The organism is Shewanella sp. MF08487 (genome assembly GCF_050848685.1).
Lineage (GTDB): Bacteria > Pseudomonadota > Gammaproteobacteria > Enterobacterales > Shewanellaceae > Shewanella > Shewanella glacialipiscicola.
In genome coordinates, this window is sequence record NZ_JBOZPB010000011.1 from 14,160 (window position 1) to 38,955 (window position 24,796).

Annotated in this window: 20 protein-coding genes; 16 read left to right on the plus strand and 4 right to left on the minus strand. The window is 45.0% G+C overall.

The window, feature by feature from the left end; genetic code table 11:
- Positions 1–215: 215 nt before the first annotated feature.
- A complete protein-coding gene (gene rne, locus ACRN9H_RS09580; protein WP_432313472.1) occupies positions 216–3,542 on the minus strand; it encodes a ribonuclease E in 3,327 nt (1,108 codons plus the stop codon).
- 538 nt (positions 3,543–4,080) lie between these two features.
- Here rne and rluC point away from each other — a divergent pair.
- Positions 4,081–5,040 carry a 23S rRNA pseudouridine(955/2504/2580) synthase RluC gene (gene rluC, locus ACRN9H_RS09585; RefSeq protein WP_432313473.1) on the plus strand — a complete coding sequence of 320 codons (960 nt, stop codon included), beginning with the start codon at positions 4,081–4,083 and terminating at the stop codon, positions 5,038–5,040.
- A gap of 22 nt (positions 5,041–5,062) precedes the next feature.
- Complete coding sequence (locus ACRN9H_RS09590) at positions 5,063–5,779, plus strand: HAD family hydrolase (RefSeq protein WP_432313474.1); 717 nt, start codon at positions 5,063–5,065, stop codon at positions 5,777–5,779.
- A 140-nt stretch (positions 5,780–5,919) separates the two neighbouring features.
- On the opposite strand, the gene ACRN9H_RS09595 is transcribed toward ACRN9H_RS09590, so the two are convergent.
- Positions 5,920–6,504: a Maf family protein gene (locus ACRN9H_RS09595; RefSeq protein WP_432313475.1), complete on the minus strand. Its 585-nt coding sequence runs from the start codon at positions 6,502–6,504 to the stop codon at positions 5,920–5,922.
- Between the two features lie 262 nt (positions 6,505–6,766).
- On the opposite strand from ACRN9H_RS09595, the gene yceD reads away from it, so the two are divergent.
- The 11 genes from yceD (at position 6,767) to ACRN9H_RS09650 (ending at position 15,481) form a co-directional block, all read left to right on the plus strand.
- Positions 6,767–7,291, plus strand: a complete 525-nt coding sequence (gene yceD / locus ACRN9H_RS09600; RefSeq protein WP_076498380.1) for a 23S rRNA accumulation protein YceD — start codon at positions 6,767–6,769, stop codon at positions 7,289–7,291.
- A gap of 16 nt (positions 7,292–7,307) precedes the next feature.
- Positions 7,308–7,478, plus strand: coding sequence for a 50S ribosomal protein L32 (rpmF, locus tag ACRN9H_RS09605; protein ID WP_076498383.1), 171 nt, complete (start codon positions 7,308–7,310; stop codon positions 7,476–7,478).
- Positions 7,479–7,493: 15 nt separating this feature from the next.
- Entirely contained in the window at positions 7,494–8,522 is a 1,029-nt protein-coding gene (gene plsX, locus ACRN9H_RS09610) for a phosphate acyltransferase PlsX (protein WP_432313476.1), read from the plus strand.
- A gap of 9 nt (positions 8,523–8,531) precedes the next feature.
- A complete protein-coding gene (locus ACRN9H_RS09615; protein WP_432313477.1) occupies positions 8,532–9,491 on the plus strand; it encodes a beta-ketoacyl-ACP synthase III in 960 nt (319 codons plus the stop codon).
- Between the two features lie 84 nt (positions 9,492–9,575).
- Positions 9,576–10,502 (plus strand): ACP S-malonyltransferase, encoded by a 927-nt coding sequence (gene fabD / locus ACRN9H_RS09620; protein ID WP_432313537.1) that lies wholly within the window; start codon positions 9,576–9,578, stop codon positions 10,500–10,502.
- Between the two features lie 9 nt (positions 10,503–10,511).
- Entirely contained in the window at positions 10,512–11,258 is a 747-nt protein-coding gene (gene fabG, locus ACRN9H_RS09625; protein ID WP_432304923.1) for a 3-oxoacyl-ACP reductase FabG, read from the plus strand.
- 163 nt (positions 11,259–11,421) lie between these two features.
- Positions 11,422–11,655 (plus strand): acyl carrier protein, encoded by a 234-nt coding sequence (gene acpP, locus ACRN9H_RS09630; RefSeq protein WP_006081231.1) that lies wholly within the window; start codon positions 11,422–11,424, stop codon positions 11,653–11,655.
- 239 nt (positions 11,656–11,894) lie between these two features.
- Positions 11,895–13,133 (plus strand): beta-ketoacyl-ACP synthase II, encoded by a 1,239-nt coding sequence (fabF, locus tag ACRN9H_RS09635; RefSeq protein WP_432313478.1) that lies wholly within the window; start codon positions 11,895–11,897, stop codon positions 13,131–13,133.
- Positions 13,134–13,350: 217 nt separating this feature from the next.
- Positions 13,351–13,719 carry a hypothetical protein gene (locus ACRN9H_RS09640; protein ID WP_263189737.1) on the plus strand — a complete coding sequence of 123 codons (369 nt, stop codon included), beginning with the start codon at positions 13,351–13,353 and terminating at the stop codon, positions 13,717–13,719.
- 121 nt (positions 13,720–13,840) lie between these two features.
- Positions 13,841–14,320, plus strand: coding sequence for an acyl-CoA thioesterase (locus ACRN9H_RS09645; RefSeq protein ID WP_220773935.1), 480 nt, complete (start codon positions 13,841–13,843; stop codon positions 14,318–14,320).
- Positions 14,321–14,614: 294 nt separating this feature from the next.
- Positions 14,615–15,481 carry an NAD(P)-dependent oxidoreductase gene (locus tag ACRN9H_RS09650; RefSeq protein WP_432313479.1) on the plus strand — a complete coding sequence of 289 codons (867 nt, stop codon included), beginning with the start codon at positions 14,615–14,617 and terminating at the stop codon, positions 15,479–15,481.
- Between the two features lie 116 nt (positions 15,482–15,597).
- Here the strand turns inward: ACRN9H_RS09650 and ACRN9H_RS09655 are convergent, their stop codons facing one another.
- Positions 15,598–16,446 carry a D-hexose-6-phosphate mutarotase gene (locus ACRN9H_RS09655; protein WP_432313480.1) on the minus strand — a complete coding sequence of 283 codons (849 nt, stop codon included), beginning with the start codon at positions 16,444–16,446 and terminating at the stop codon, positions 15,598–15,600.
- 230 nt (positions 16,447–16,676) lie between these two features.
- On the opposite strand from ACRN9H_RS09655, the gene ACRN9H_RS09660 reads away from it, so the two are divergent.
- The 3 genes from ACRN9H_RS09660 to ACRN9H_RS09670 all read left to right on the plus strand — a co-directional run bounded on the left by ACRN9H_RS09660 (position 16,677) and on the right by ACRN9H_RS09670 (position 22,473).
- Positions 16,677–18,467 carry an acyl-CoA dehydrogenase C-terminal domain-containing protein gene (locus ACRN9H_RS09660; RefSeq protein ID WP_432313481.1) on the plus strand — a complete coding sequence of 597 codons (1,791 nt, stop codon included), beginning with the start codon at positions 16,677–16,679 and terminating at the stop codon, positions 18,465–18,467.
- Between the two features lie 397 nt (positions 18,468–18,864).
- Entirely contained in the window at positions 18,865–21,111 is a 2,247-nt protein-coding gene (locus ACRN9H_RS09665; RefSeq protein ID WP_432313538.1) for a TonB-dependent siderophore receptor, read from the plus strand.
- Positions 21,112–21,354: 243 nt separating this feature from the next.
- Complete coding sequence (locus tag ACRN9H_RS09670) at positions 21,355–22,473, plus strand: patatin-like phospholipase family protein (protein WP_432313482.1); 1,119 nt, start codon at positions 21,355–21,357, stop codon at positions 22,471–22,473.
- Positions 22,474–22,665: 192 nt separating this feature from the next.
- Here ACRN9H_RS09670 and asnB read toward each other — a convergent pair whose 3' ends face one another.
- Entirely contained in the window at positions 22,666–24,330 is a 1,665-nt protein-coding gene (asnB, locus tag ACRN9H_RS09675) for an asparagine synthase B (RefSeq protein ID WP_432313483.1), read from the minus strand.
- Positions 24,331–24,796: the final 466 nt, after the last annotated feature.

Sequence of the window (24,796 nt, forward strand, 5' to 3'; positions counted from 1 at the left end):
CCAATTGAGCTAATGCTGAAATATCGCAGGACGTCATAATAAAAATGAAAGAATTAGTTCTTTATCTATTAGATAACATAATTGGTATGACACAAAAAAGGTATGAGTTCTATTTCTGCTCACTAGTTCAGGTTATTTAAAGTTCACCATAAAAAATGCCGCTCACCTTGAGTGAGCGGCATTAATGCGATTACATATCTTTTGAGCCAAAGTGATTATGGGCGAGCCATATCCGATTCTGCACTATTTCCCAATTTGATTTTAGCGCTAGAAGCTTCTTCCGTCGCAGTATTTTCATACTCACGCCCTTTAGGTACAGCAACTTGCTCTCTTACCTCAACCACCGGTTTAGTCATATCAGATGACACCATAGAGCCAAAACGGCTAGCGGCCTTTGGTTTGGCAACAACATCAATGACAGGCTTTGTTGTTACACTAGATGCAACTTGTGGTGTTAATTGAGGTTTTGCAAAGGTCGCAGGTTTTGCCATCGGCGCAGAAGACGTTGCTTTAACCGCTTCTTTCACTACAACATTTGACTCTGTAGTAGATGCTGTTTGAACCACAGTTTCAGCTTGCTTTTCTGGCACGTTTACCATTGCTGGTGTTTCAATTGTTGATGCAAGATTAACGTTCACTTCAGCAGTTTTTGGCTGCACATTGGTTTCTGCAGCTAGAGTCTCAACAATCGGCTTAGTTTCGGTTGTCTCGATATCGCTTGCTTTGGTCATTTCAACAGGCGTTTCTGTTTTAATTTCAACGGGTGTTTCAGACTTAGGCGCTGCAATTATTTGAGTGGATTCAACTTCAGTCGTTTTTACATGCTCTGCAATAGCGGCTTCTAGCTGAGCAGGTTCTATTGTAACTGGTGCTATTTCACGAGGATACTCTTGGTCAGCACCTAACTCGTCGTTAGGAATAAATTGTGCTGGCGTAGATGTACCTTGGTCATCTTCATCACGACGACGACGTTGACCCGCAGCGCGAAGATGGCGTGGGCTACGACGGCTACGACGTTGACCTTCCCTTGGCTCTTGTTTTGACTGACTGTCATCATCTGTACTTTCAATGTCGTTATCTTGCGATAAGGCATCTGTTGGCACTGTGCTTTCTGTTGCGATTTCAGTTTCGATAACAGCAATAGTTGATGCTTCTATCGTTGAGGTTTCAGCAACGTCATTTTTTAACACTTCGCTATCTAAAACTTCACTATCTATCGAGTCTTGAGCCAATGCCACATCTCTACGAGGTTGGCGGCGTGTTCTTGGTGTTCTCGTTTCTGTTGTTTCAGTAACTACTGCAGTTTTTACTTCGATAGTGACAGCTGCTGCATTTACGGCTGCAATCTCGGCCAACACTTCAGCAACGTCTTCAGGAGAAATAGGTATCGCGTTGTCTGGCGTGTTATGGCCATTATCTATACGCACTTTGCGACGCATATTACGACGCTGACGACGCTCGCGGGCAACTTCTTGCTTAGGAGCATCGGTGTCAGTATCAACATCCGCAATAACGTCTTTTGGTGCTTGAACTCGTGGTTTAGATTCCGTTTTTATCGGACGTTTTATCGCTTCATCTTTATCTTGAGTAGGGCGTTCTTGTGTCGTTGCTATCGCATCCGCTGGTTTTCTTGGATTACGACTACGTGGCTCGCGAGTGCCTTCTTTTGCCTTGTCTGCATCCTGGGTGCTACGTGGGCGTCGAGTGTCATTACGACGATTGCGACGGTTTGCGTTAGCTGCGCTTGTGTCAGCAGTTTTAATTTCAGCGGCTTTTACTGGCTCAGCTTTTTCGCTTGGTGCCAACATCGCACTGATCGCGCTCACTAACTTACTGAAGAAGCCAGGCTGTGATGGTTGCTCTTTTACCGTTGGTGATGGCGCTTGTTCCACTTTTTGTGGTGCTGCGTAACCTTTTAAAGCTGGCGCAGCTGCGTTTGTACGTTCCAATTTGCGCGGTTCATACAACTTAGCTTCTGGCTGCTCAATACGTTTGTAGCTTGATTCGCTGATTTCATCGTCATTACGATGGCGGATAACTCGGTAATCCGGAGTCATCATGTGTGCATCTGGGATAATATACACTTCGACATTGTGACGTTGTTCTGTAATGCGGATAGCTTTACGTTTCTCGTTTAACAAGAATGCAGCCACATCAACAGGCACAATCGCTTCAATCTGCGATGTATTTTCTTTGATGGCTTCTTCTTCCATCAAGCGCAGAATAGACAGCGCTAGCGATTCAGTACTACGAATTGTACCTTGGCCATGACAGCGAGGGCAGATATGCGCAGCAGACTCTTCTAGAGATGGGCGTAGACGCTGGCGTGACATTTCCATTAAACCAAAGCGTGAAATACGGCCTAACTGCACACGAGCGCGGTCATGGTGTACGGCATCGCGTAAGCGGTTTTCAACTTCGCGTTGATGACGCACTGGCGTCATGTCGATGAAGTCGATAACCACTAAACCGCCTAGATCGCGTAAACGTAATTGACGGGCAATTTCATCGGCAGCTTCAAGGTTAGTATTTAGTGCAGTCTCTTCAATATCTCCACCTTTAGTGGCTCTGGCAGAGTTGATATCAATTGAGGTTAAGGCTTCAGTTGGGTCGATGACAATTGAGCCGCCAGAAGGCAGGCGCACTTCACGTTGGAAGGCTGATTCAATTTGTGATTCGATTTGGAAGTGAGTGAATAATGGCACTTCAGCTTCGTAAAGTTTTACGCGCTCAACGAAATCAGGACGAACTAAAGCAATATGTTGCTTAGCTTCTTCGAAAATACGTGGGTGATCGATGAGGATTTCGCCCACATCGCGGCGTAAATAGTCACGAATAGCGCGCACAATGACGTTACTTTCTTGGTGAATTAAGAAGGGGGCGCCCTTAACTTGTGCCGCTTCGGTGATGGCAGCCCAGTGATGTTGTAGAACTTTTAAGTCCCACTTTAATTCAGCAGATTCTTTACCTACACCAGCAGTCCGCACAATAAGGCCCATGCCGGCAGGCACTTCTAAATCAGCCAGTGCTTCTTTTAACTCAGTGCGTTCATCACCTTCGATACGACGAGAAATCCCGCCAGCACGTGGGTTATTTGGCATCAGCACTAAATAAGAGCCCGCTAAGCTGATAAAGGTAGTTAATGCCGCGCCTTTATTGCCACGCTCTTCTTTATCAATTTGAACAATGACTTCTTGTCCTTCACTGACGACTTCTTTGATATTTGGCCGACCTTGGAACGAATATCCTTTAGGGAAATACTCTCTGGCAATTTCTTTTAGCGGCAAAAAGCCATGACGATCGGCGCCATAGTCAACAAACGCGGCTTCTAGAGACGGTTCTACGCGGGTAATTTTACCTTTGTAAATATTTGATTTTTTTTGCTCATGACCTGGACTTTCAATATCTAGATCATACAGTTGTTGCCCATCAACAAGGGCAACACGCAACTCTTCTGATTGAGTTGCATTGATTAACATACGTTTCATGATGACGTCATTCTTCTTTAAATAGAGGTCATCAAACATCGCGTTTCGCTGCATTACGGGCCTAGCTGTGGTCTACAAAGCCTCACGGCTTGTGGCTAGGCAAGGTGCGCATTACTGTTAGACGCAGTCGCTGCGTGTCGCATCCTATTTATGGCTTATTTTTTAATGATTACAAAAACAAGGAATTCGTTGTAAAACATCAACCAACCCCATAAATTCTTTAGTTTCGTTCCGGTAATGCCCAAGTCGAATCGGTTTGTCTGACGACAAGTTAAAATATGTTTCGAAATCTGGGAGAAAAATCTCAGGAAAACCTTATTAATTTAAGGTGACTTTCTCGATTTAATCGTAAAAACGCATTTATGGTATTTTTACTTCATCTACGACTTGCAAATCAATGAGTTGCTATCAAGAAAATATTTTTCTATCCATGAAAGTTTTCGCTTGGGAAAGGGAGCTTGTGAACACTTTATCCACGGGTTATCCCTAATCGCAGGTGAAATATAGCAACAATCAAAAAATTCAGCAATGGAAAGGCACAATTCTTCTCAGTTGTTGTACAATGACCGCCGTAATAATTAGATGGCGCATCATGAATACAGAATCCACCCCACAACAAGTTCAATTGATCACCATTGATGAAGATCACTTCGAACAGCGTATCGATAACTACTTAATGACTAAGCTGAAGGGCGTGCCAAAAAGCATGATCTATCGCATCGTCCGTAAGGGTGAAGTTAGAGTTAATAAGAAACGCATTAAACCCGAATACAAGTTGCAGATTGGCGACATAGTACGTATTCCGCCTGTCAGAGTGGCGGAGCCAGACAATCGTACTGCGCCATCGGCTAACTTAACCAAAGTGTCGCAGCTTGAAGATCGTATTTTGCATGAAGATAATCATCTGATCGTGTTAAATAAACCTGCTGGAATAGCGGTACATGGCGGTAGCGGTGTTGATTACGGCGTCATTGAAGCGCTGCGTTCATTGCGTCCTCAGCAGAAGTTTTTAGAGTTGGTACATCGCCTCGATAAAGATACCTCTGGTGTTTTATTGGTTGCTAAAAAGCGAAGTGCGCTCAAACATCTGCATGATCAGCTTAGACATAAAAAGATGCAAAAAGATTATTTAGCCTTAGTAAAAGGTGAATGGTCAGCTCAAGATAAAGCGGTTCAACAGCCCTTATTGAAAATTACCCTTAAATCTGGTGAGCGTATAGTGCGCGTTAACGCCGAAGGTAAGCCGTCAGAAACGCGCTTTAAAATTATACAGCGTTACCAAGGTTGTACTTTAGTTAAGGCCAGCCCTGTTACGGGTCGTACTCATCAAATTCGTGTGCATTGCCAGTTTGCTGGTCATCCTATTGCCTGTGATGACAAATACAGTGAGCAAGGGTTTGACGATAGCATGCGTTCATTGGGGTTGACTCGCCTCTTTTTACATGCGGCTGAACTCATGTTTATTCATCCTGAAAATGATGAAGTGATGCGGGTTTCTGCACCTTTAGATAATAATTTGTCGCAATTATTGGACAAGTTAAAGCGCGTGTAAGCAGAAGGGATAGGCTTCAAGAATGAAAATAAAGCAATATGATTTAGTGATTTTTGATTGGGATGGCACGCTGATGGATTCCATTGGTAAAATTATCATCTGCATTGAAAACATGGCTAAAGCATTGCATCTGCCTATCCCAACTGAAAATGATATTCGTGATATTATCGGCTTATCTATGACAGAAGCGCTGCGAGTTCTGTTTCCGCAAGGGCTCAAGGTCAGCGCTTCTTCAGTATGTGCTCAACGTTCGTTCTCTAAGAATGAGTCTAGCCAAAGCCCTGATGATGAATATCAACAGATGCGCGCCGAGTTTAAAGCACAATATTTACATTTAGACACCACGCCTACGCCGCTCTTTGCACAAGCGCCCGTTTTAATTAATAACTTGCATACCCAAGGCTACCAATTGGCTGTCGCAACAGGTAAAGCCCGCGTAGGTCTTGAGCGCGTTTTTGAACAAACTGGGCTTGGAAGGTACTTTGTCGCGTCACGCTGTGCTGATGAAGTGCGCAGTAAACCCCACCCTGATATGATTTCAAGCTTGCTTCACGAATTGAATATCTCACCTGAACGTGCATTGATGGTGGGGGATTCTCTATTGGATCTTACCATGGCGGCAAATGCTGGGATTGATAGCATTGGCGTGACCTACGGTGCCCACAGCGCAGAAACGCTATTGCGAGCAAACCCTATTGCCTTGATTGACTCGCCAGAGCAATTACTGCAATACCTCTAAGTATGCTGTTTATGCTGGCGTGTCGATAAACGCCATTTCGATGTAACCTTCCTTATTGCGTTATATATCCTTATCCTTTGACCGATAAAGCGTATCTACAATCCGTCCTTTTTACGCTTTTTCTTCAATAAAAAAGTTAACTATGCCAAAACGTCTACACCTTGGATAAGCAGCATCTCAGTCAGTAGTATTAGTGGTAAGCCAACCAAGGTATTGGGATCGCGACCTTCAAACTGCGTAAATAAAGCGATACCTAAACCTTCACTCTTAAAACTGCCGGCACAGTAATAGGGCTCTTCCTTTTCTATATAGGCCACAATTTGTGCATGTGTGAGGTGCCTAAAATGCACCGTAAAAGGTTCAACTTCGGCGCTCATCACACCCGTTGCGGCATTATAAAGTGCAAGCCCAGTATAAAAGGTGATGGCTTTGCCTGAGGCTTGGATGAGCTGCGCGACGGCATTGTCAAAATCATGGGGCTTACCGATAATCTTGCCATCAATGACGGCAACTTGATCGGAGCCAATAATCAGCCCATCGGGGAATTGTTCTGCACCTGCGACGGCTTTTGCTCTGGCTAATCGAAGCACTAAGGCATGGGCCGATTCATCTATATGCGCCGTTTCGTCAATATCAGGATTGCAGCATTCGAAGGGAATACCGAGTTTTTGCAGTAAAGATTGTCGGTATACAGAGGTCGAAGCTAAGATTAATGGGGTTGGCATAAATGAATCTCCGCAAAAAAGTGACCTATATTGTGACCAATTTGAGCGAGAGTGCGCAACAGTTTCGTTTTTTACGCTTTCTTTTCAGCGAATGCGGCTATTTTAGGCGGCTTATGCTTGTATGCAGCCTCATGCTTGGGTACTATTTCGCCCACGTCAATTTCAATGTTGGGGCTGGAAAAAGGCTTAAGTCGCAAACTGGGACTTAAGTTAGTAATTTTTCTTTGACTCTAGCGTTTTCAAACTATAATATGCGCGCCTTATGCAAACAGTAAAGATACCGGTTTCAATTGATCCATTTCGCGCCGCCACGAGCCGCCAAGTTTATCACGGCACAGTTCCTGGCGTGCAATTGAAAAGATTAACTGAGTTATGTGCCGGCGACTGTTCCGATGTGGCAGTGTCGCTTGAATGTGGCGTAGATTTACAGGGGATAGTCTACCTGAAAGGGAAGGCTGTGACGGAGCTCACTCTAGTATGTCAACGTTGCATGACGCTATTTACCACTGAGGTTACGGTCGAGTTTTGTTTCGGTCCATGCCGGACTAAGGCAGAAATCGATGAGCTCCCGGATGCGTATGACCCAATTGAGTGCAATGAAGTTGGCGAAGTGCGTCTACATCAATTAATCGAAGATGAATTGATAGTCGCTATGCCGATAATCCCAATGCATCAAGAAATTGATTGTAGTGCCGGATCTAAAGACATAGTTGTAGGCGAGATAGAACCCGCTCATGAGGAGCGTCCAAATCCGTTTGCAGTGTTAGAAAAACTGAAGAGCAAGTAATCTAGGAGACAGGCCAATGGCTGTACAACAGAACAAAAAATCACGTTCAAAGCGCGGAATGCGCCGTTCACATGACGCACTGAGCACTGCTCAGCTGTCTGTAGACGCTACCAGCGGTGAAACTCATATGCGTCACAATGTGACTGCAGATGGTTTTTATCGCGGTAAAAAGGTAATCAACAAGTAATTTGTTGGTTTCCTAATGACGAATCTGGCGCTCGCGTTAGATGTAATGGGGGGAGATCATGGCCCCCACGTCACAGTGCCTGCAGCCTTGCGGGCACTACAATTACATTCTTTTCTAAAAATCATTTTAGTCGGTGACAAGACTGAAATTGATGTCTATCTACACCAAGCTGAAGCGAGTTTACTTTCACGTATAGAAATCATTCATACCGATGAAGTCGTGAGTATGTCTGATAGACCAGTGCATGCCTTACGTACACGTAAAAACAGCTCAATGCGATTGGCTATTGAATTAGTGCGTGATGAACGCGCGCAAGCGTGTGTGAGTGCTGGTAACACCGGTGCACTAATGGCGATAGCAAAAGTATTGCTCAAAACCTTGCCTGGCGTTGATCGGCCCGCATTAGTGAGCTGCTTGCCTGCAGTGACTCAAAAACCGGTTTATTTACTGGATTTGGGCGCTAATATTTCCTGTGATTCAGAAACCTTATTTCAATTTGCCGTGATGGGTTCAGTCCTGTGTGAAGCGGTAGATAAAAAATCTCGGCCAAAAGTTGCCTTGCTCAATGTTGGCATTGAAGAAATCAAAGGTAACGATCAAGTTCAGCAAGCCGCGCAGTTACTGCAACAGACAGAGCAAATCAATTACACCGGTTTTATTGAAGGCAATGAGATTTACTCAGGTAATGTAGATGTGATTGTTTGTGATGGTTTTGTGGGTAACATCACGCTAAAGACTTCAGAAGGGATTGCCAAGTTATTGGTACATCAGTTAAAACTGGGATTAACCCAAGGTTTTTTTGTTCGTTTTCTAGCTAAACTTATCGCCCCACGTATTCAGGCGGTGTTAAGCCAGATGAACCCCGACCACTATAACGGCGCAAGTCTGATAGGATTGCGAGGAATAGTGGTAAAAAGCCATGGAAATGCCGACGAAACTGCCTATTTACAAGCAATTAATTTAGCAGTGACGGAAGCTCAACGTCGACTCCCTGAAATGATAAAAGATCGTTTGGAGTCGATTCTTTTAGATATAAATAACTGATCCCTCCTTATGCATACAAAAATTCTCGGAACTGGTAGTTATCTACCCGTGCAGGTGCGCAGCAATCAAGATTTGGAAAAGATGGTAGAAACCACTGACCAATGGATTGTGGAACGTACCGGCATATCAGAACGTCGTATTGCGGCCTTCGATGAAACCGTTTCAACTATGGGTTATCAAGCTGCGCTAAAAGCGCTCGAAATGGCTGGCATAGAAGCATCAGATTTAGACATGATCGTTTGTGGCACCACGAGTGCTCCAAATGCTTTTCCTGCTGCAGCCTGTGAAATCCAAGCCATGCTTGGAGTGCATTCTATTCCTGCGTTTGATATTGCGGCGGCTTGCTCAGGCTTTGTTTATGCTTTATCTGTTGCCGATCAATTTGTTAAAACAGGCGCTGCTAAGAAAGTATTAGTCATTGGTGCTGATGTTTTATCTCGTCTTTGTGAGCCAGAGGATCGTACAACTATTATTTTATTTGGTGATGGTGCTGGCGCAGTTGTGATTGGCACCGCGGATACTCCAGGTATTATTTCAACACACATCTATGCCGACGGTCGTCATGCAGATTTGTTAAAGTGTGCTTTTCCGCCTCGCCAAGGGGAAACCTCTGCGGCCGCAGGGTTTATGACAATGAAAGGTAATGACGTCTTTAAAGTTGCTGTGACTCAGTTATCTAACGTGGTGACTGAAACACTACGCCTTAATAATATCGATAAGTCAGAGATTGATTGGTTAGTACCGCACCAAGCTAACTTTCGTATTATTAATGCGACAGCTAAAAAGCTCGATATGAGTCTGGATAAAGTGGTATTAACCTTAGCAAAACACGGTAATACTTCTGCAGCATCAGTGCCGATTGCCCTAGATGAAGCAGTGCGTGACGGCCGTATTCAACGTGGACACTTACTGTTACTTGAAGCATTTGGTGCCGGATTTGCGTGGGGCAGTGCATTAGTACGTTTCTAGCGTTTTACACTCTAAACTGCATGTTATATACAGTTATCGCATTATAAAATATTAATAAATAAGTTAGGCATGGATAATTTAAATATGGAAAGTGTTGCTTTTGTATTTCCTGGTCAAGGCTCACAAGCCCTTGGCATGTTAGCTGAGCTTGCACAATCACACGCAGTTGTTGGACAAACCTTTGCTGAGGCGAGTGACGTACTAGGTTACGACCTTTGGGCTTTAGTTCAGCAAGGTCCGGTTGAAAGCTTAAATGAAACCGATAAAACCCAACCCGCTTTATTAGCGGCAAGTGTTGCTATTTGGCGCGCCTATGTGGCTTCAGGTAAACCTATGCCAGCCATGTTAGCGGGTCATAGCTTAGGCGAATACTCTGCTTTAGTGTGTGCGGGTGTGATAGATTTTAAAGACGCAATTAAGTTAGTAGAGCTTCGCGGTCAGCTGATGCAGCAAGCGGTTCCTGCTGGCACTGGCGCTATGTATGCAATTATCGGTTTAGATAATGACACTATTGCCAAGACTTGCGCCGAAGCGGCTCAAGGTGCTGTAGTGAGTCCGGTTAACTTCAACAGCCCTGGCCAAGTTGTTATTGCCGGTGAAAAAGAAGCGGTTGAACGCGCTGCTGCGGCGTGTAAAGCTGCGGGTGCTAAAATGGTAGTAGCTTTACCTGTTAGCGTGCCATCACACTGTGCACTAATGAAACCTGCTGCAGATAAACTGGCATTAGCATTAAACGATATCCAGTTTAATACCCCAACGATTACTGTAATTAACAACGTCGATGTGACGTCACCCACCGCTGCTGCTGATATAAAAGATGCATTAGTGCGTCAGTTATATTGTCCTGTGCGCTGGAGCGAAACCGTTGAGTTCATGGCTCAACAAGGTATTACTCAACTGGTGGAATGCGGCCCAGGTAAAGTCTTGACAGGCTTAGCAAAACGAATTAATAAATCATTATCAGCCCAAGCGGTTAATGACGTTGCTTCATTAGCGGCATTAACTGAGTAAGGAATTTGTATGAGTTTTAATCTGAGTTTAACCGGTAAAGTGGCTTTAGTGACAGGTGCGAGCCGCGGTATTGGGCGTGCCATCGCTGAGACGCTCGTCGAAGCGGGTGCAGTCGTCATTGGCACTGCAACCAGTGAGAAGGGTGCTGCAGCTATTCAAGAATATCTGGGTGACAAAGGTTTTGGTTTAGTGCTTAATGTCACCGATACTGAATCTGTTACAAAATTATTCGCATCGATTAAAGAAAAAGTAGGTGATGTTGATATTCTTGTCAACAATGCGGGTATAACCCGTGATAATCTGCTAATGCGGATGAAAGATGATGAATGGCAAGATACTATTGATACCAATCTGACATCATTATTTAGACTATCAAAACCTGTGATGCGTACCATGATGAAAAAGCGCTTTGGCCGAATCATCAATATCGGTTCAGTGGTAGGTACCATGGGCAATGCAGGTCAAGTTAATTACTCGGCAGCAAAGGCGGGTTTGATTGGATTTACAAAATCTCTTGCAAGAGAGGTTGCATCTCGTCAAATTACAGTTAATGCTATCGCTCCTGGATTTATTCAGACTGATATGACGGATGAGCTGACCGAAGAACAGCAAAAAGCTATCATGTCACAGGTTCCGATGGAACGATTAGGGCAAGCGCAAGAAATTGCTAACGCTGTGCTCTTTTTGGCCTCGGACTCCGCCGCTTACATCACAGGCGAAACATTGCATGTGAATGGCGGCATGTACATGGTTTAAGGGCGAATGGCAGGGATACTGTCGCAACTGAGTAGTGATCTGTATCAATTGATGGTGAAATTTCGTGGTTAGACCACGAAAACTATGCTTGCATTGTCAGCCAAATCTAATAAACTACTCGCAATCTTACGCAAGTGCGTAATTTGAATAGGAAAGAAAACTAATGAGCAACATCGAAGAACGTGTAAAGAAAATCATTGTAGAGCAACTGGGCGTTAAAGAAGAAGACGTTAAACCAGCAGCATCTTTCGTTGACGATCTGGGTGCAGATTCTCTGGACACTGTTGAGTTGGTTATGGCTCTGGAAGAAGAGTTTGACACCGAGATCCCTGATGAAGAAGCTGAAAAGATCACTACTGTTCAAGCAGCGATCGATTACGTTTCTAAGAATCAGTAATTCTGAATTCTTGAAGACAGGCGGCATTTTTGCCGCCTGTTTTTGTTTTAGCCCCGTCAAATTCTGCCCCTGTACTATTCAATCGTCTCTGGATCGTGTTTTATCCTGTTATCCACGAGATGCTCGCCGCAGATTGGCGACTTCTTTCTGACATCAATCGTTCTGAAAGAATTGTCTAATGATAGAAAACTCTGTGTCCTCTATCTGAATTAACAAATTAGCATTTAAAGGTGACTGCCGTGTCTAAACGTCGTGTAGTGGTAACCGGTTTGGGGTTAGTAACTCCAGTGGGTAATACTGTGGATACTACTTGGAAAGCGTTGCTTTCTGGTAAGAGTGGTATTGCACCAATAACCAAATTTGATGCCAGTGAATTTTCTACCCGTTTCAGTGGTTCAGTAAAAGATTTTGATATTGAGCAATACGTCACGAAAAAAGAGGCCCGTAAGATGGACCTCTTTATTCAATACGGTATGGCGGCTGGCATCCAAGCTATCCAAGATTCAGGTTTGGATATGAGCAAAGAAAATCCCGGTCGAGTCGGTACCGCAATTGGCTCAGGTATGGGCGGAATGTGGCTGATTGAACAAGGCCACAGCGCGCTCATTAATGGCGGCCCACGTAAAGTGTCTCCTTTCTTTGTACCTAGTACCATTATCAATATGATTTCGGGTAACTTGTCGATCATGTTTGGTATGCAAGGACCTAACTTTGCTGTCACCACCGCTTGTACTACGGGCGTGCACAATATTGGCTTTGCGGCGCGCACGATTGCCTATGGTGATGCAGATGTTATGGTCGCTGGCGGCGCTGAAGATGTCACCTCTCCTTTGGGGGTGGCAGGTTTTAGCGCGGCTAAAGCCTTATCGACTCGTAACGACGATCCAATGGCAGCAAGTCGCCCATGGGATAAAGACCGTGATGGTTTTGTGATAGGCGATGGTGCTGGCGTGATGGTATTAGAAGAATACGAACATGCAAAAGCGCGCGGAGCGACCATTTACGGCGAATTAGTCGGGTTTGGTATGAGCGGTGATGCGTTCCACATGACATCGCCACCTAGCGATGGTGCAGGTGCGGCTGCTGCTATGGTCAATGCCATTAATGACGCTAAGATATCGCTTGAACAAATCGGTTATATCAATGCCCACGGTACATCGACCCCTGCAGGAGATAAAGCCGAGGTTGCAGCGGTTAAGTCGGTGTTTGCCTCCCAAGCTAATAAAGTATTAGTGAGCTCAACTAAATCGATGACGGGTCACCTATTAGGTGCTGCGGGTGCGGTTGAGGCGATTTTTACCTTACTCGCGCTACGCGATCAAATTGTGCCGCCAACCATCAACTTGGATAATCCAGATGATGGTTGTGACTTAGATTTTGTCGCCCATACTGCCCGTGACGTGAAGATGGATTATGCACTGTGTAATTCGTTTGGCTTTGGTGGAACTAACGGTTCATTGCTGTTTAAAAAATCCTAAAAAATTTGATAGTGAAGAAATGCGCCTAATGGCGCATTTTTTATGGGATAAATTAAAACCTTGTAAGTATTACGGGCCTTAATATATAACTTTTCTTGTGAACAGAGTCACATTCTAACTATTTGATATATTTATTATTAACCTTTGTTCATCAAGCTTGTTTAATTTTTTTTGCTACAGATAATGGCAGGCATATTCAATCTCAATGGACTATGTCATGTTAAATCCTGTGGTTATTCCGCTTATCCCTATCATTGGTGCGCTAACGGCAAATTTGACCGAACTGATCCGCGGTGAGTTTAAAATTTGGCATCCTAATATGGAAATAGGGATTAAGACTTTTACCTTAGCGATAGCTGCTTATGTGGTGGTCTGGTTTGCATTACTTGTAACGGCAATTAGCGTTGGCGGTGATAGTAATATGTCGTCAGGCTTGCAAGTACTCGGTTTCTTCACATTGGGTTTAGGTCTTTATACGTTTGGAAAGGGCACGCGTTTTGTTAGCAGTGCGCTGCAGCTATGGCTTTATCGTTTAGCTCTGCCCGGTTTACTGCTGTGCTGCGTGCTTATTAGTCACTTTGGTTAAATCGAATTCTTTGATAAGGCCAATTGTAATTATCTTTACCTAACTCAAGCTTTCTATCGTAAACTCAACTTATTACGCGAGAACATTGAGCCATAGTGGTGGCTGAATAAGTTGAGGTTATATGGCTGGTATCGATAGACAAAGTACCTTGAGATTTTTATCCGAACCTGCGGATGTCAATTTTGGCGGTAAAGTCCACGGCGGTGCGGTGATGAAGTGGATCGACCTCGCGGCCTATGCCTGCGCTGCGGGTTGGAGCGGTAAATATTGTATTACCGCTTATGCCGGGGGAATTCGTTTTGTACAGCCGATTTTGGTCGGCAACATCGTCGAAGTCAGTGCTAAAGTTATTTATACTGGTAAGACCTCCATGCACATAGGTATTGATGTGCGGGCAGGGGATCCTAAAGTGTCTGAGCGTCATCTTACTACCCATTGTATTGTGATCATGGTGGCTGTAGATGAACAGGGTCAACCCACGCCAGTACCAGAATGGATACCACAAACGGATTATGATATTCATTTGCGGGATTCAGCATTGCGTCTGATGGAAATGCGTAAAAAAATTGGCGCCGAAATGGAAGCCCACGTGGTGAAATAATGCGATAAATGATAACAACAAAGGCGCTTCTGGCGCCTTTGTTGTTTGTGCGGAAAAGTGCGTTTGCCACTCAGTTTGATTTATCCCTGCCGCGTTATACTGGCTGGATGTTAAACTGCATTCTTATTTCGCTCCCGTTTATTACCGCAAAGAAAGCTATCGATTGAAACACTTGCTAGCATTTCTCGTGTTTGTTACTCAGGATTTAGCGGTAATATATTGGGCAGAGAATACAGAACCAGATTCCGCAATTTCTAATTAATTCATCTTGTTTACCTATTTGAGGATCATTTCATGGCAAAAGTCGCATTTATTGGTTTAGGCGTAATGGGATATCCCATGGCGAGGCATTTACTCAACAAAGGCCATGAGGTCACAGTTTATAATCGTACTTTTGCCAAGGCGCAAACTTGGGTCGACACCTATGGCGGGCGCTGCTGTCCAACGCCAAAGGAAGCGGCAGAGGGTCAAGATATTGTGTTTACTTGCGTGGGCAATGATAACGATCTGCGTGAAGTGGTATTAGGCAGTGATGGCGTTATTCATGGGATGGAAAAGGGCGCAGTGCTGGTTGACCATACAACGGCTTCGGCCGATGTTGCCCGTGAGCTTTACCAAGTGTTAGCCCAAAAGGGCGTTCACTTTCTGGATGCACCAGTATCAGGCGGTCAAGCGGGCGCCGAAAATGGCGCCTTGACTGTGATGGTTGGCGGCGATGAAGCCGTATTTGCCCGTGTTAAACCTGTAATTGAAGCCTTTGCCCGCTGCGCCGAGCGTTTAGGTGAGGTTGGTGCTGGTCAGTTAACTAAGATGGTGAATCAAATTTGTATCGCGGGTGTGGTGCAAGGTTTGGCGGAAGCATTACAGTTTGCCCGTAAAGCGGGACTCGATGGTGAAAAAGTGATTGAAGTGATTAGCAAGGGCGCGGCGCAAAGCTGGCAAATGGAAAATCGTTACAAGACAATGTGGGGCCAAAGTTATGATTTTGGTTTTGCCGTCGATTGGATGCGTAAAGACTTAGGTATCGCCTTAGAAGAAGCCCGCCGCAATGGTTCACACTTGCCATTGACCGCTTTGGTGGATCAATTCTATTCAGAAGTTCAGGGCATGGGCGGTAACCGTTGGGATACGTCTAGCTTGCTGGCGCGCTTAGAAAAATAGGCTAAGTAAGTTTTACCTTAAGTCTTACTTTAAATGTGAGCGATGATAAAAATGCCCAGATTTGTGAGTCTGGGCATTTTTTTAAATTGTTTTGGTCAAATAGCGGATTGAAATACTTAATCTTGCCAGCAAATGTGGGTGACTAAACTATGACTTTCACCTGGGGCGAGTACTAGTTTATCTTCTAATACATTGGCGGCTTCTAAGCAGACCATAGTGAGATAATCCTCTGGATTAAAACGACCTAGCCGTTGAGATTTATCTATCCATGGGTTCCACAACACGGCAGAGCGGCTGTTCTCACGGCTGACTTTGATAATCCCTTGCGGCGTATGCAGTCGCTGCACTGGGCCTAGATTGGTATAAACTCGGTCGGTTTCACGATCAAAGTGCACTTCATCGGTGGTTTGAGGGTAAGGCCCTTCGGCAAATTCGATATATTTTGAGCCATTAAAACCGCTGGCTTTGAGTTGGTGGATATCTTCAATTGGAAAATAGCTGTGTAGTGCTTGAGTTAGGGTAACCGTTTTATCGCCTAAGTTAGTATTAACAAGACTAATACTTAGCGTCTCGCCTAGTGTAAATAACACGCTCACTTGAGTATTGTGTGGCCAATAGATTTTATCTTGCTCACTAATTTTTAAGCTGAAACGTAAATGCACTAGTTGGTCACGCATTTCAACCGACTCAAGTGACCAAATACGGGTGCGAGCGAAACCATGCTGAGGAAAATTAGGCTCGCTACTCATGCCAAACCAAGGCCAACATACCGGTACACCGCCACGGATCCCATTACCGGGTTGATAATCGTCAGCCGAAGAAACCCACAGTAAAGGTGGTTTGCCTACAGGTTGAAAATAGTCGATTTGTGCGCCCTGTAAAAAAATTCTTGCCTGACATAACGCCGAGTTCACTTCGACATAATCGAGCCCATTGGCGTGCTTTTTGGTAGTGACAGAACCCATAGTAAAAATATCCTCAACTCGGATGATGTAGCAAAAAATACAGATGCTTAGCTTACAAACTTTTGCGACTCAGTATAAGGCTTTGTTGCGATCAATTTACAGTTTTGCTGTTTGTATGTGTAAACAAAAGCCAAAACACATGCTGTCGAGATCTTCCCTTTTTGATAAATGTCGTTAAAGTGGTCGGAGCACTTAGTAAAATTGCGTTTAACTAAAAAAGGGAACCGATTATGCCAGTTTATCAAGCGCCGCTGCGCGACTATCAATTTATCCTCGATGAAATGTTACACATCTATCAGCAAGATACACTTAAGGGCTTTGATGAAATTGACCCTGAATTAGTGAATGCGGTTTTACAAGGCATGGCTGATTTTTCAACTGAGGTCATGTTACCCCTTAACAGTGTGGGTGATGTGCAGGGATGTAAACTGGTCGACGGAAAAGTGATTACGCCAGATGGATTTCATGATGCTTACCAACAGTTTGTTGCTAATGGCTGGGCGACACTGACCTGTGATCCTGAGTTTGGCGGCCAAGGTTTACCTGAAGTTGTTGGTATTTTTGCAGCTGAAATGCAAACGGCAACCAATATGGCCTTTGCCATGTATCCTGGGTTAACCCACGGTGCGTATGCCGCTATTCACGCCCATGGTAGTGATGCATTAAAGCAAAAATATTTGAGCAAATTGGTCAGTGGTGAATGGACTGGGACCATGAACTTAACCGAGTCCCACGCGGGTACTGATTTAGCCTTATTACGCACGAAAGCCGTGCCAGTATCCGAAGGCGTTTTTGCCATTACTGGCGAGAAGATTTTTATCTCCTCAGGCGATCACCAACTCACCGACAACATAGTGCACCTCGTATTAGCCCGTTTGCCGGATGCACCTGAAGGTGTGAAGGGCATATCTTTGTTCGCCGTGCCTAAAGTATTAGTGAATAACGATGGTAGTTTAGGGGCGCCGAATACTTTATATGCCAGCGGCCTTGAACATAAGATGGGCATTCACGGTAACTCAACTTGTGTGATGGTGTTTGATGGCGCACTGGGCGAGCTAGTGGGCGATGAACATCAAGGACTGCGCGCCATGTTTACTATGATGAACCAAGCGCGCTTAGGCGTGGGCGTGCAAGGGTTGGGCGTCTCTGAGATTGCCTATCAAAATGCGCTGGCCTATGCCAAAGACAGATTACAGAGCCGCGCCTTAAGCGGCGCGAAAGCTCCTGAAAAAGCCGCCGATCCGATTTTGGTTCATGGCGATGTGCGCCGTATGTTGCTCTCGCAAAAAGCCTTTAATGAAGGCGCAAGAGCCTTAGTTGGACAACAAGCTTTGTGGCTCGATGAAGCTGAGCGCCATACCGATCCCGCCAAAGCGAAAGCGGCATCCCAGTTAGCGGCCCTGTTTACGCCCGTAGTGAAAGGTTTTATCACCAACCGTGGTTTTAATGCCTGTGTCGATGCACAGCAAGTGTTTGGCGGACATGGTTATATTCATGAGTGGGGTATGGAGCAATTTGTGCGTGATAGCCGTATTGCGCTGATTTATGAAGGCACTAACGGTATTCAGGCATTGGATTTAGTGGGGCGTAAATTATTGGCTGATCGCGGCGCCGCAATGCAGCAATGGTCGGCTTTAGTGACTGAGTTTATTAAATCACAGAGCAACAACGCCGCAATGCAGCCTTATGTGAACGGTTTGATGGATTGTGCAGGTGATTTACAAAAGGCCAGCGGTTATTTAGCCTCGCATGCGGCGACCAATCCAGACATTATTGGTGCAGCCTCAATGGCTTATCTAGAGTTGTTTGGGGTGACTGCACTGGCGTGGATGTGGGCCAGAAGTGCCGCCGTGGCATTAGCGGCACTGGAGCAGGGCACCGAAGAAACCGCATTTTACCAAGCTAAATTGAAAACTGCCGATTTCTACATGGCTTACTGGGCGGTGCAAGGTCGCAGTCTGCGTAAGCAAATTGAGCAGGCGAGTGAGATGCTAACTCAATTGGATGAAGCTATCTTTTAAGCATTTACCCTATAGGCTGAGTTAAGCCTTTGCTTAAAAAAAGCTCAACAACAGCCAAAAACCAGCGCACTGTCGCTGGTTTTTATTTATGTATGGTTTAAATCTTTAACTTGTTGTTTTGCTTAGGTTGCACGCAAATACTCAGCTTGATGCTGTGAGTCTCTTTCTTATTCCATATTAAAACTTCTATCTAAGGTCTGTGTTAGTGATGCTCTCTTTCGTTTGAGTCATAACCAAACATAACAAGGATTATGTGGGCTGATGTCGATGATTTATTAAACGCCTTTCACAGTTATGTAAATTCAAATGATAATCATTGTCATTTGTAAATCATTCTTTATAATGACGGCCAATTCGTTTGAATACATTTGTAAACCCTTTGGTTTATGCCATTTTTATGCGCTCGCGCTGGGGACATTCTGTGAAGACTCGTTTCGCCTACTCATTAATCGCACTTGCACTCGCTCAACATCAGTCGGCATTTGCCGCTGAAACCGTACTCGATAAAGAGGCTCCACAGCAGACCTTGTCTACGAGCTCACCAGCCCCCAGTCCTGCATCGACTCAATCCGCAGCCGATGGGGAGATAACACTCGCAGCACCTGAGCGTATTGCTGTCCATGGCCGCGCGATGCAAATGTACGTCGATAAAGAAACGACGGTTGGCACTAAGACGGCGATTAATGTGATGGAATTGCCGCAGTCGGTGCAAGTGCTGACCGAGCAGTTAATCGTCGACCAAGCCGCGCGCAATATTACCGATTTATACCGCTCTATTGCGGGCGTGAGTGAGTTCAGTTATTCCGGCGTGACCTTTCGCGGTTTCCGCGACGATGCCAACGTTTTTTATGATGGGGTAAGGGGCGATCCCTATTCGGGGTTTTCTGTGCCGCAACTCTTTAATGTGCAGCGGGTTGAAGTGTTAAAAGGCCCTGCATCGGCACTTTATGGCGGCGGTGAACCCGGCGGCATGATCAACTATGTCACTAAAAAACCAACCTTTGTCGAGAGCAAAGAGCTGACCTTAAGCACGGGCAGCGAGGATATGATGGGGGGCTCGCTGGATTTCACCGGTGGCTTAACCCAAAATCTTGCCTATCGCTTTGGCGCCTATTATCAGCAGGAAGATAGCTTTCGAAATAATGCCGATAGTCAAAATGCCGAAGTGGCGGGTGGGTTACTCTACGAAATCAGTGATGATACCAAGCTCACTACCACTTTCGATATTATTAAGCAGGATTTAGGTGGCAATCGACTGCGCGGCGTTCCTGTCGATAATGACGGTAACTTCCTTGTTGCGCCATCCTATAATGCCAATGAGAAGAGTGACTTCCAGAAGATGGATGCACTGGTGCTGCAATCGATTCTCGATCATCAATTTACCGATAATTTCTCGGTCAAGACTCAGATCCGTTATCTGAATAATGATTCCACGCAGCAATATCATGAATCGAGAGGTTGGGTGACCTTAGATGCCAATAAAAAGCCCATTATGGGTGATGGCACCATTAAGCGTGAATACCGAGTTCAAGCACGGGCTAATGATGAAATCAGTTTAACCCATGATTTTGTCTATGCATTCGATGCTTTAGGTTTTGAACATGAATTCCTGTTCGGCGGCGACTATCACTATGTCGAAACCGAATATCAGTACAAATTGGCGACTGATAAGGATGGTGTTGGTAACCTGAATATTTTTGACCTTAACTATGGTGAAACCAACCCTAATAGTTACAACTTGAAGGATAAAAATACCGATGGTACCCGCGCTAACCGTTACGGCATTTATGTACAGGAATATCTGCACTTTAATGAACAGTGGTCATTGATTGCCGGTCTGCGTTTCAGCCAGTTTGATGATTATGATAAGGCGACGGGTTTCTCCTTCAGCGATAACGCGATAACGCCAAGAGCAGGGCTTAATTATCGTCCAATCGATTCAATGTCCTTTTATTTGAATTACTCAGAGAGCTTCAATCCAGCATCTTTAACCAATCAAGCAGAAGATATTGGTGATGGTTTCCTCGATCCAGAAACGGGCAATCAAATTGAACTTGGGATGAAAAATGAATGGCTTGATGGCCAGTTTATGACCACGCTTGCTGTGTATCGCATTGAAAAACAAAATGTCGCCCAAGCTAACCCTTTAGATACTGGCGATGACGATGGTATTCCCGCTTTACTTAATTTGGGTGAAGTACACAGTCAAGGCCTTGAATGGACGCTGGTGGGGGATTTAACCGATAACCTGACCGTCACGGCAAACTATGCCTATAACGAGACCGAAGTGGTTAAAGGGGTCACGAACGACAGTTTAACTAATACGTTTGATAGTAAGCACTTTGCCAATGCGCCGCGCCATCAAGCAGGGATATGGACCCGTTACGATATAAATGTACTCGATTCGGCGATTGCTTTTGGCATGGATTACGTGGGTGAACAGTTTAGCCTCGATGGCCAAATGGTGAAGCCCCATACCATTTTTGATATGAGCTGGACGACCCAGTGGGATCAAACTCAAGTTCGCTTAAATCTTAAAAATATCTTCGATAAAGAATATGCCGTCAGTGGTTTTAGCGAGCGTAATGGCCATTTCCCCGGTGAGCCGCGCAACATCACGCTTGAACTGAGTCATAAGTTTTAATGCATTGATGTGAAAAGAGCTTGTTCGTTAAGGACGATGAACAAGCTGGAGTGAATGGGTTAATCTTGCGCGAATAATCGCCGTAGCTCTCTGTCAGTATTCGTGCCTTTAGCATGGATTAACCTTGTGTGGCTTATCATCTTAATAGTGTTTACCTATTAAGATGATAGTTTCTATCCGTTATATTTTCTTATTCAGCTTGTTTAGACTCGCCTTATATGAATTATTCGATAAGGTTTTCCTATGCACGCCGTCAGCCACTTAACCTCCAAAGACGCTCAATCTAACGCTAGCCCACAGGTGGCCCTGATTGCAGAAGGTGGCGGTCAGCGGGGTATATTCACCGCAGGCGTGCTCGATGCTTGGCTTGATGGCGGATTCGATCCCTTTGATTTGTTTATCGGTACCTCAGCAGGCTCACAGAATCTCAGCAGTTTTTTGGCCCGCCAAAAGGGTTATGCCAAACGCTTAATCCGCGGTTTATCGCGCCATAAACGTTTCTATCGACTCGGTCGCGGGTTAGTCGGCGGCAATGTTGTCGACTTAGATTGGTATTTTGAGCAGACGCGACAAGGGATGTTTAAATTAGATCTTAACGCGGCGACAGCCTCACTCGGTCATCGGCAGTTACTGATCACCACCACCAATGCCAGTGATCGCAAGGGTTATTTTTTAAGTCCAAGCAGTAAAAGCCAGTGGCGCGAATTGCTAAAAGCTTCTAGCGCATTACCATTTTTGTATAAACAAGGGGTGAAACTCACGCCTTGGCTGAGTGACAACGCCTGTAATAGCGACAAGGCTTCTAATAACGGCGCGGCTAATCATAGCAGGTCGCATTACAGCGCAGCATTGAGCGAAGCTATCGACAGTGATTTTTATCTCGACGGCGGCTTAGCAGCGCCTTTACCTGTGCGTGAGGCCTATCGTCGTGGTGCCCGCAAAATTGTGGTGATCCGCACTGTGAGCGAGGATTTTCAGGCGCAATCGGCTTGGGTGCACAAATTAAAATCTTGGATTTGTGTTTCTGGCTTTTGCCCGAAAACCATAGATTACTTAGTGCAGCACGAACAAGCCTATCAGGATGAATTGGATTTTATGGCGAATCCGCCAGAGGATGTGGAGATAGTCCAGATTTTTGCCGCTGAAAATTTGCAGAGTAAGTTATTGGGTAGCACCGATGCCGATTTACGCCATGATTACCATGCGGGCATGAGTGCCGGAAAGCAGTTTTTAAGCTTAGATCCGATGGGGTTGACGCAGATGAATGTTCATTTTCAAACTCAAGTGCAAACCAACGCTCACACTCAAACCCACATTCAAGCTCACTCTCAAATCAAGCCATTCAGTGCGCTGTCGGCCTAGTTTGGTATTTTAGCTAAGTCATTATTTTGTACGTGAGTAAGCAATAAAAGTAAAAAGCATTAAAATACAAGCGCCACCCTAGGGTGGCGCTTGTGGTTGACTGTATTAACCCGTTCATCAACCTAATTAACTTAGCTCATCAATCTAGGTCATTAACCTAATTTATGAACTTAGTCCTTCAGCGTTAGGCTATTAATAACTTGAGGTATGCACTGAGCGTACTGCTCGGCCCGATGGGTCGATAATGCCGCGTAAGCTTTCGTCCCAAGCTAATGCTTCTGGCGTTGAACAGGCGACGGATTTACCACCTGGAACCGTTTCTGCAGCGCCGCTCAGTGGATAATGTTCCTCAAAGAAGCAGCGATAGAAATAGGCTTCTTTGGTTTCTGGCGTGTTGTATGGGAAACGGAATTTCGCGTTCGCCAATTGTAAATCATCCACACGCGCTGCAGCTTGTTCTTTCAAACCGTCAATCCAAGAGTAGCCCACGCCGTCACTGAATTGTTCCTTCTGACGCCACGCCACTTCTTTTGGCAATTTATGCTCAAAGGCTTTACGCAGAATGTGTTTCTCAATACGGCCATCCTTAGACATTTTCGCTTCAGGGTTGATGCGCATCGCCACATCCATAAACTCTTTATCGAGGAAGGGCACGCGAGCTTCTAATCCCCAAGCGGCCATGGCTTTGTTGGCTCGCAGACAATCGAACAGATGCAGTTTATCGAGTTTACGGACTAACTCCTCGTGGAATGCCTGTGCGTTTGGCGCTTTATGGAAGTATAAATAGCCGCCAAATAGCTCGTCAGCACCTTCACCAGATAACACCATCTTAATGCCCATCGCTTTGATTTTACGCGCCATTAAATACATTGGCGTGGCAGCACGTATGGTGGTGACATCATAGGTTTCTAAGTGATAGATCACTTCTTTAATCGCATCTAAGCCTTCTTGGAAGGTGAAATGGATCTCATGGTGAATCGTACCAATCGCTTCGGCGACCTTTTTGGCGGCGATTAAATCTGGCGCACCTTCAAGGCCGACGGCAAAGGAATGTAACTGTGGCCACCAAGCGTTGGTTTCGCCATCGTCTTCAATGCGGCGTTTAGCAAAGGTTTGCGTCACGGCGGAAATGATCGATGAATCTAAGCCGCCCGACAGCAACACACCATAGGGCACGTCTGACATTAATTGGCGCTTGACCGCCGCTTCTAATGCGTCACGCAATTCTTCTTGGCTGGCTGGATTATCTTTAACCGCATCATAGCTTTGCCAATCGCGAGTGTAGTATTTCACCGCAGCAGCATCGCTTGAGTACAAATATTGACCTGGTAAGAATTCCTCTACCGTTTTACACACTGGCATCAAGGCTTTCATTTCGGAGGCAACATAGAAGTTACCCGCAGCGTCACGGCCTGTATATAGCGGGATGATACCCATGTGATCGCGGCCGATAAGGTATCTGTCTTGGGCTTTGTCATATAACACAAAGGCGAAGATACCGTTTAATTTATCAAGGAAGTCAGTGCCATATTCTTGATACAGAGCCAAGATTACTTCGCAGTCAGAGTTGGTTTGATAGCTGTACTTATCGCCTAACTGTGCTTTCAATTCTTTGTGGTTATAGATTTCGCCGTTGACCGCAAGGATCAAGCTGCCATCTTCGGTCAGCAGTGGCTGGGCACCGTGTTCAATGTCAACAATCGCTAAACGTTCGTGGGCAAGAATTGCCTTATCACTGGCATAAATACCTGACCAGTCAGGGCCACGGTGGCGCATTAGCTTAGACATTTCTAGCGCAACTTGGCGCAGTTCTTTGGCATCAGATTGGATATCTAAAATCGAAAAGATTGAACACATAGTACAACTCCCACACTGTCTGTCATTTGAGGATGTCTCAATTGAGGTTTAATGTGCCAGCAATTTAGGTATTTGCCAAACACTATTTTTGATGTTTTATCTGTTTATTGGTGTTTTTGTTGATTTAGATGTTTGTGTTTAATGCTTTTATTTGAGAATAATTCATTTAATTTACGTTATTTTTGATGATTTGTTTTTATTGTCTGATTTGGCGTGAGGGGTTTTGGGGAATTCACAATGTGTTTTAAAAAAGTGTCGATGACAGAAAAACCGTTAAAAAAGACCATAAATAATGAGTTGGCTCGTTTAAGTGTTTTATTTTTAATCAATTAATGCGTCGAGTTTGACATCAACAAATGGCATAAGCCTATTCATAATGGCGTTGTGGGATGGATATTTCGCGATAACGGCATTGTTTGTGAGCTAAAAACAAAAAAGCACGTGAATGGTTCACGTGCTTTTTAAT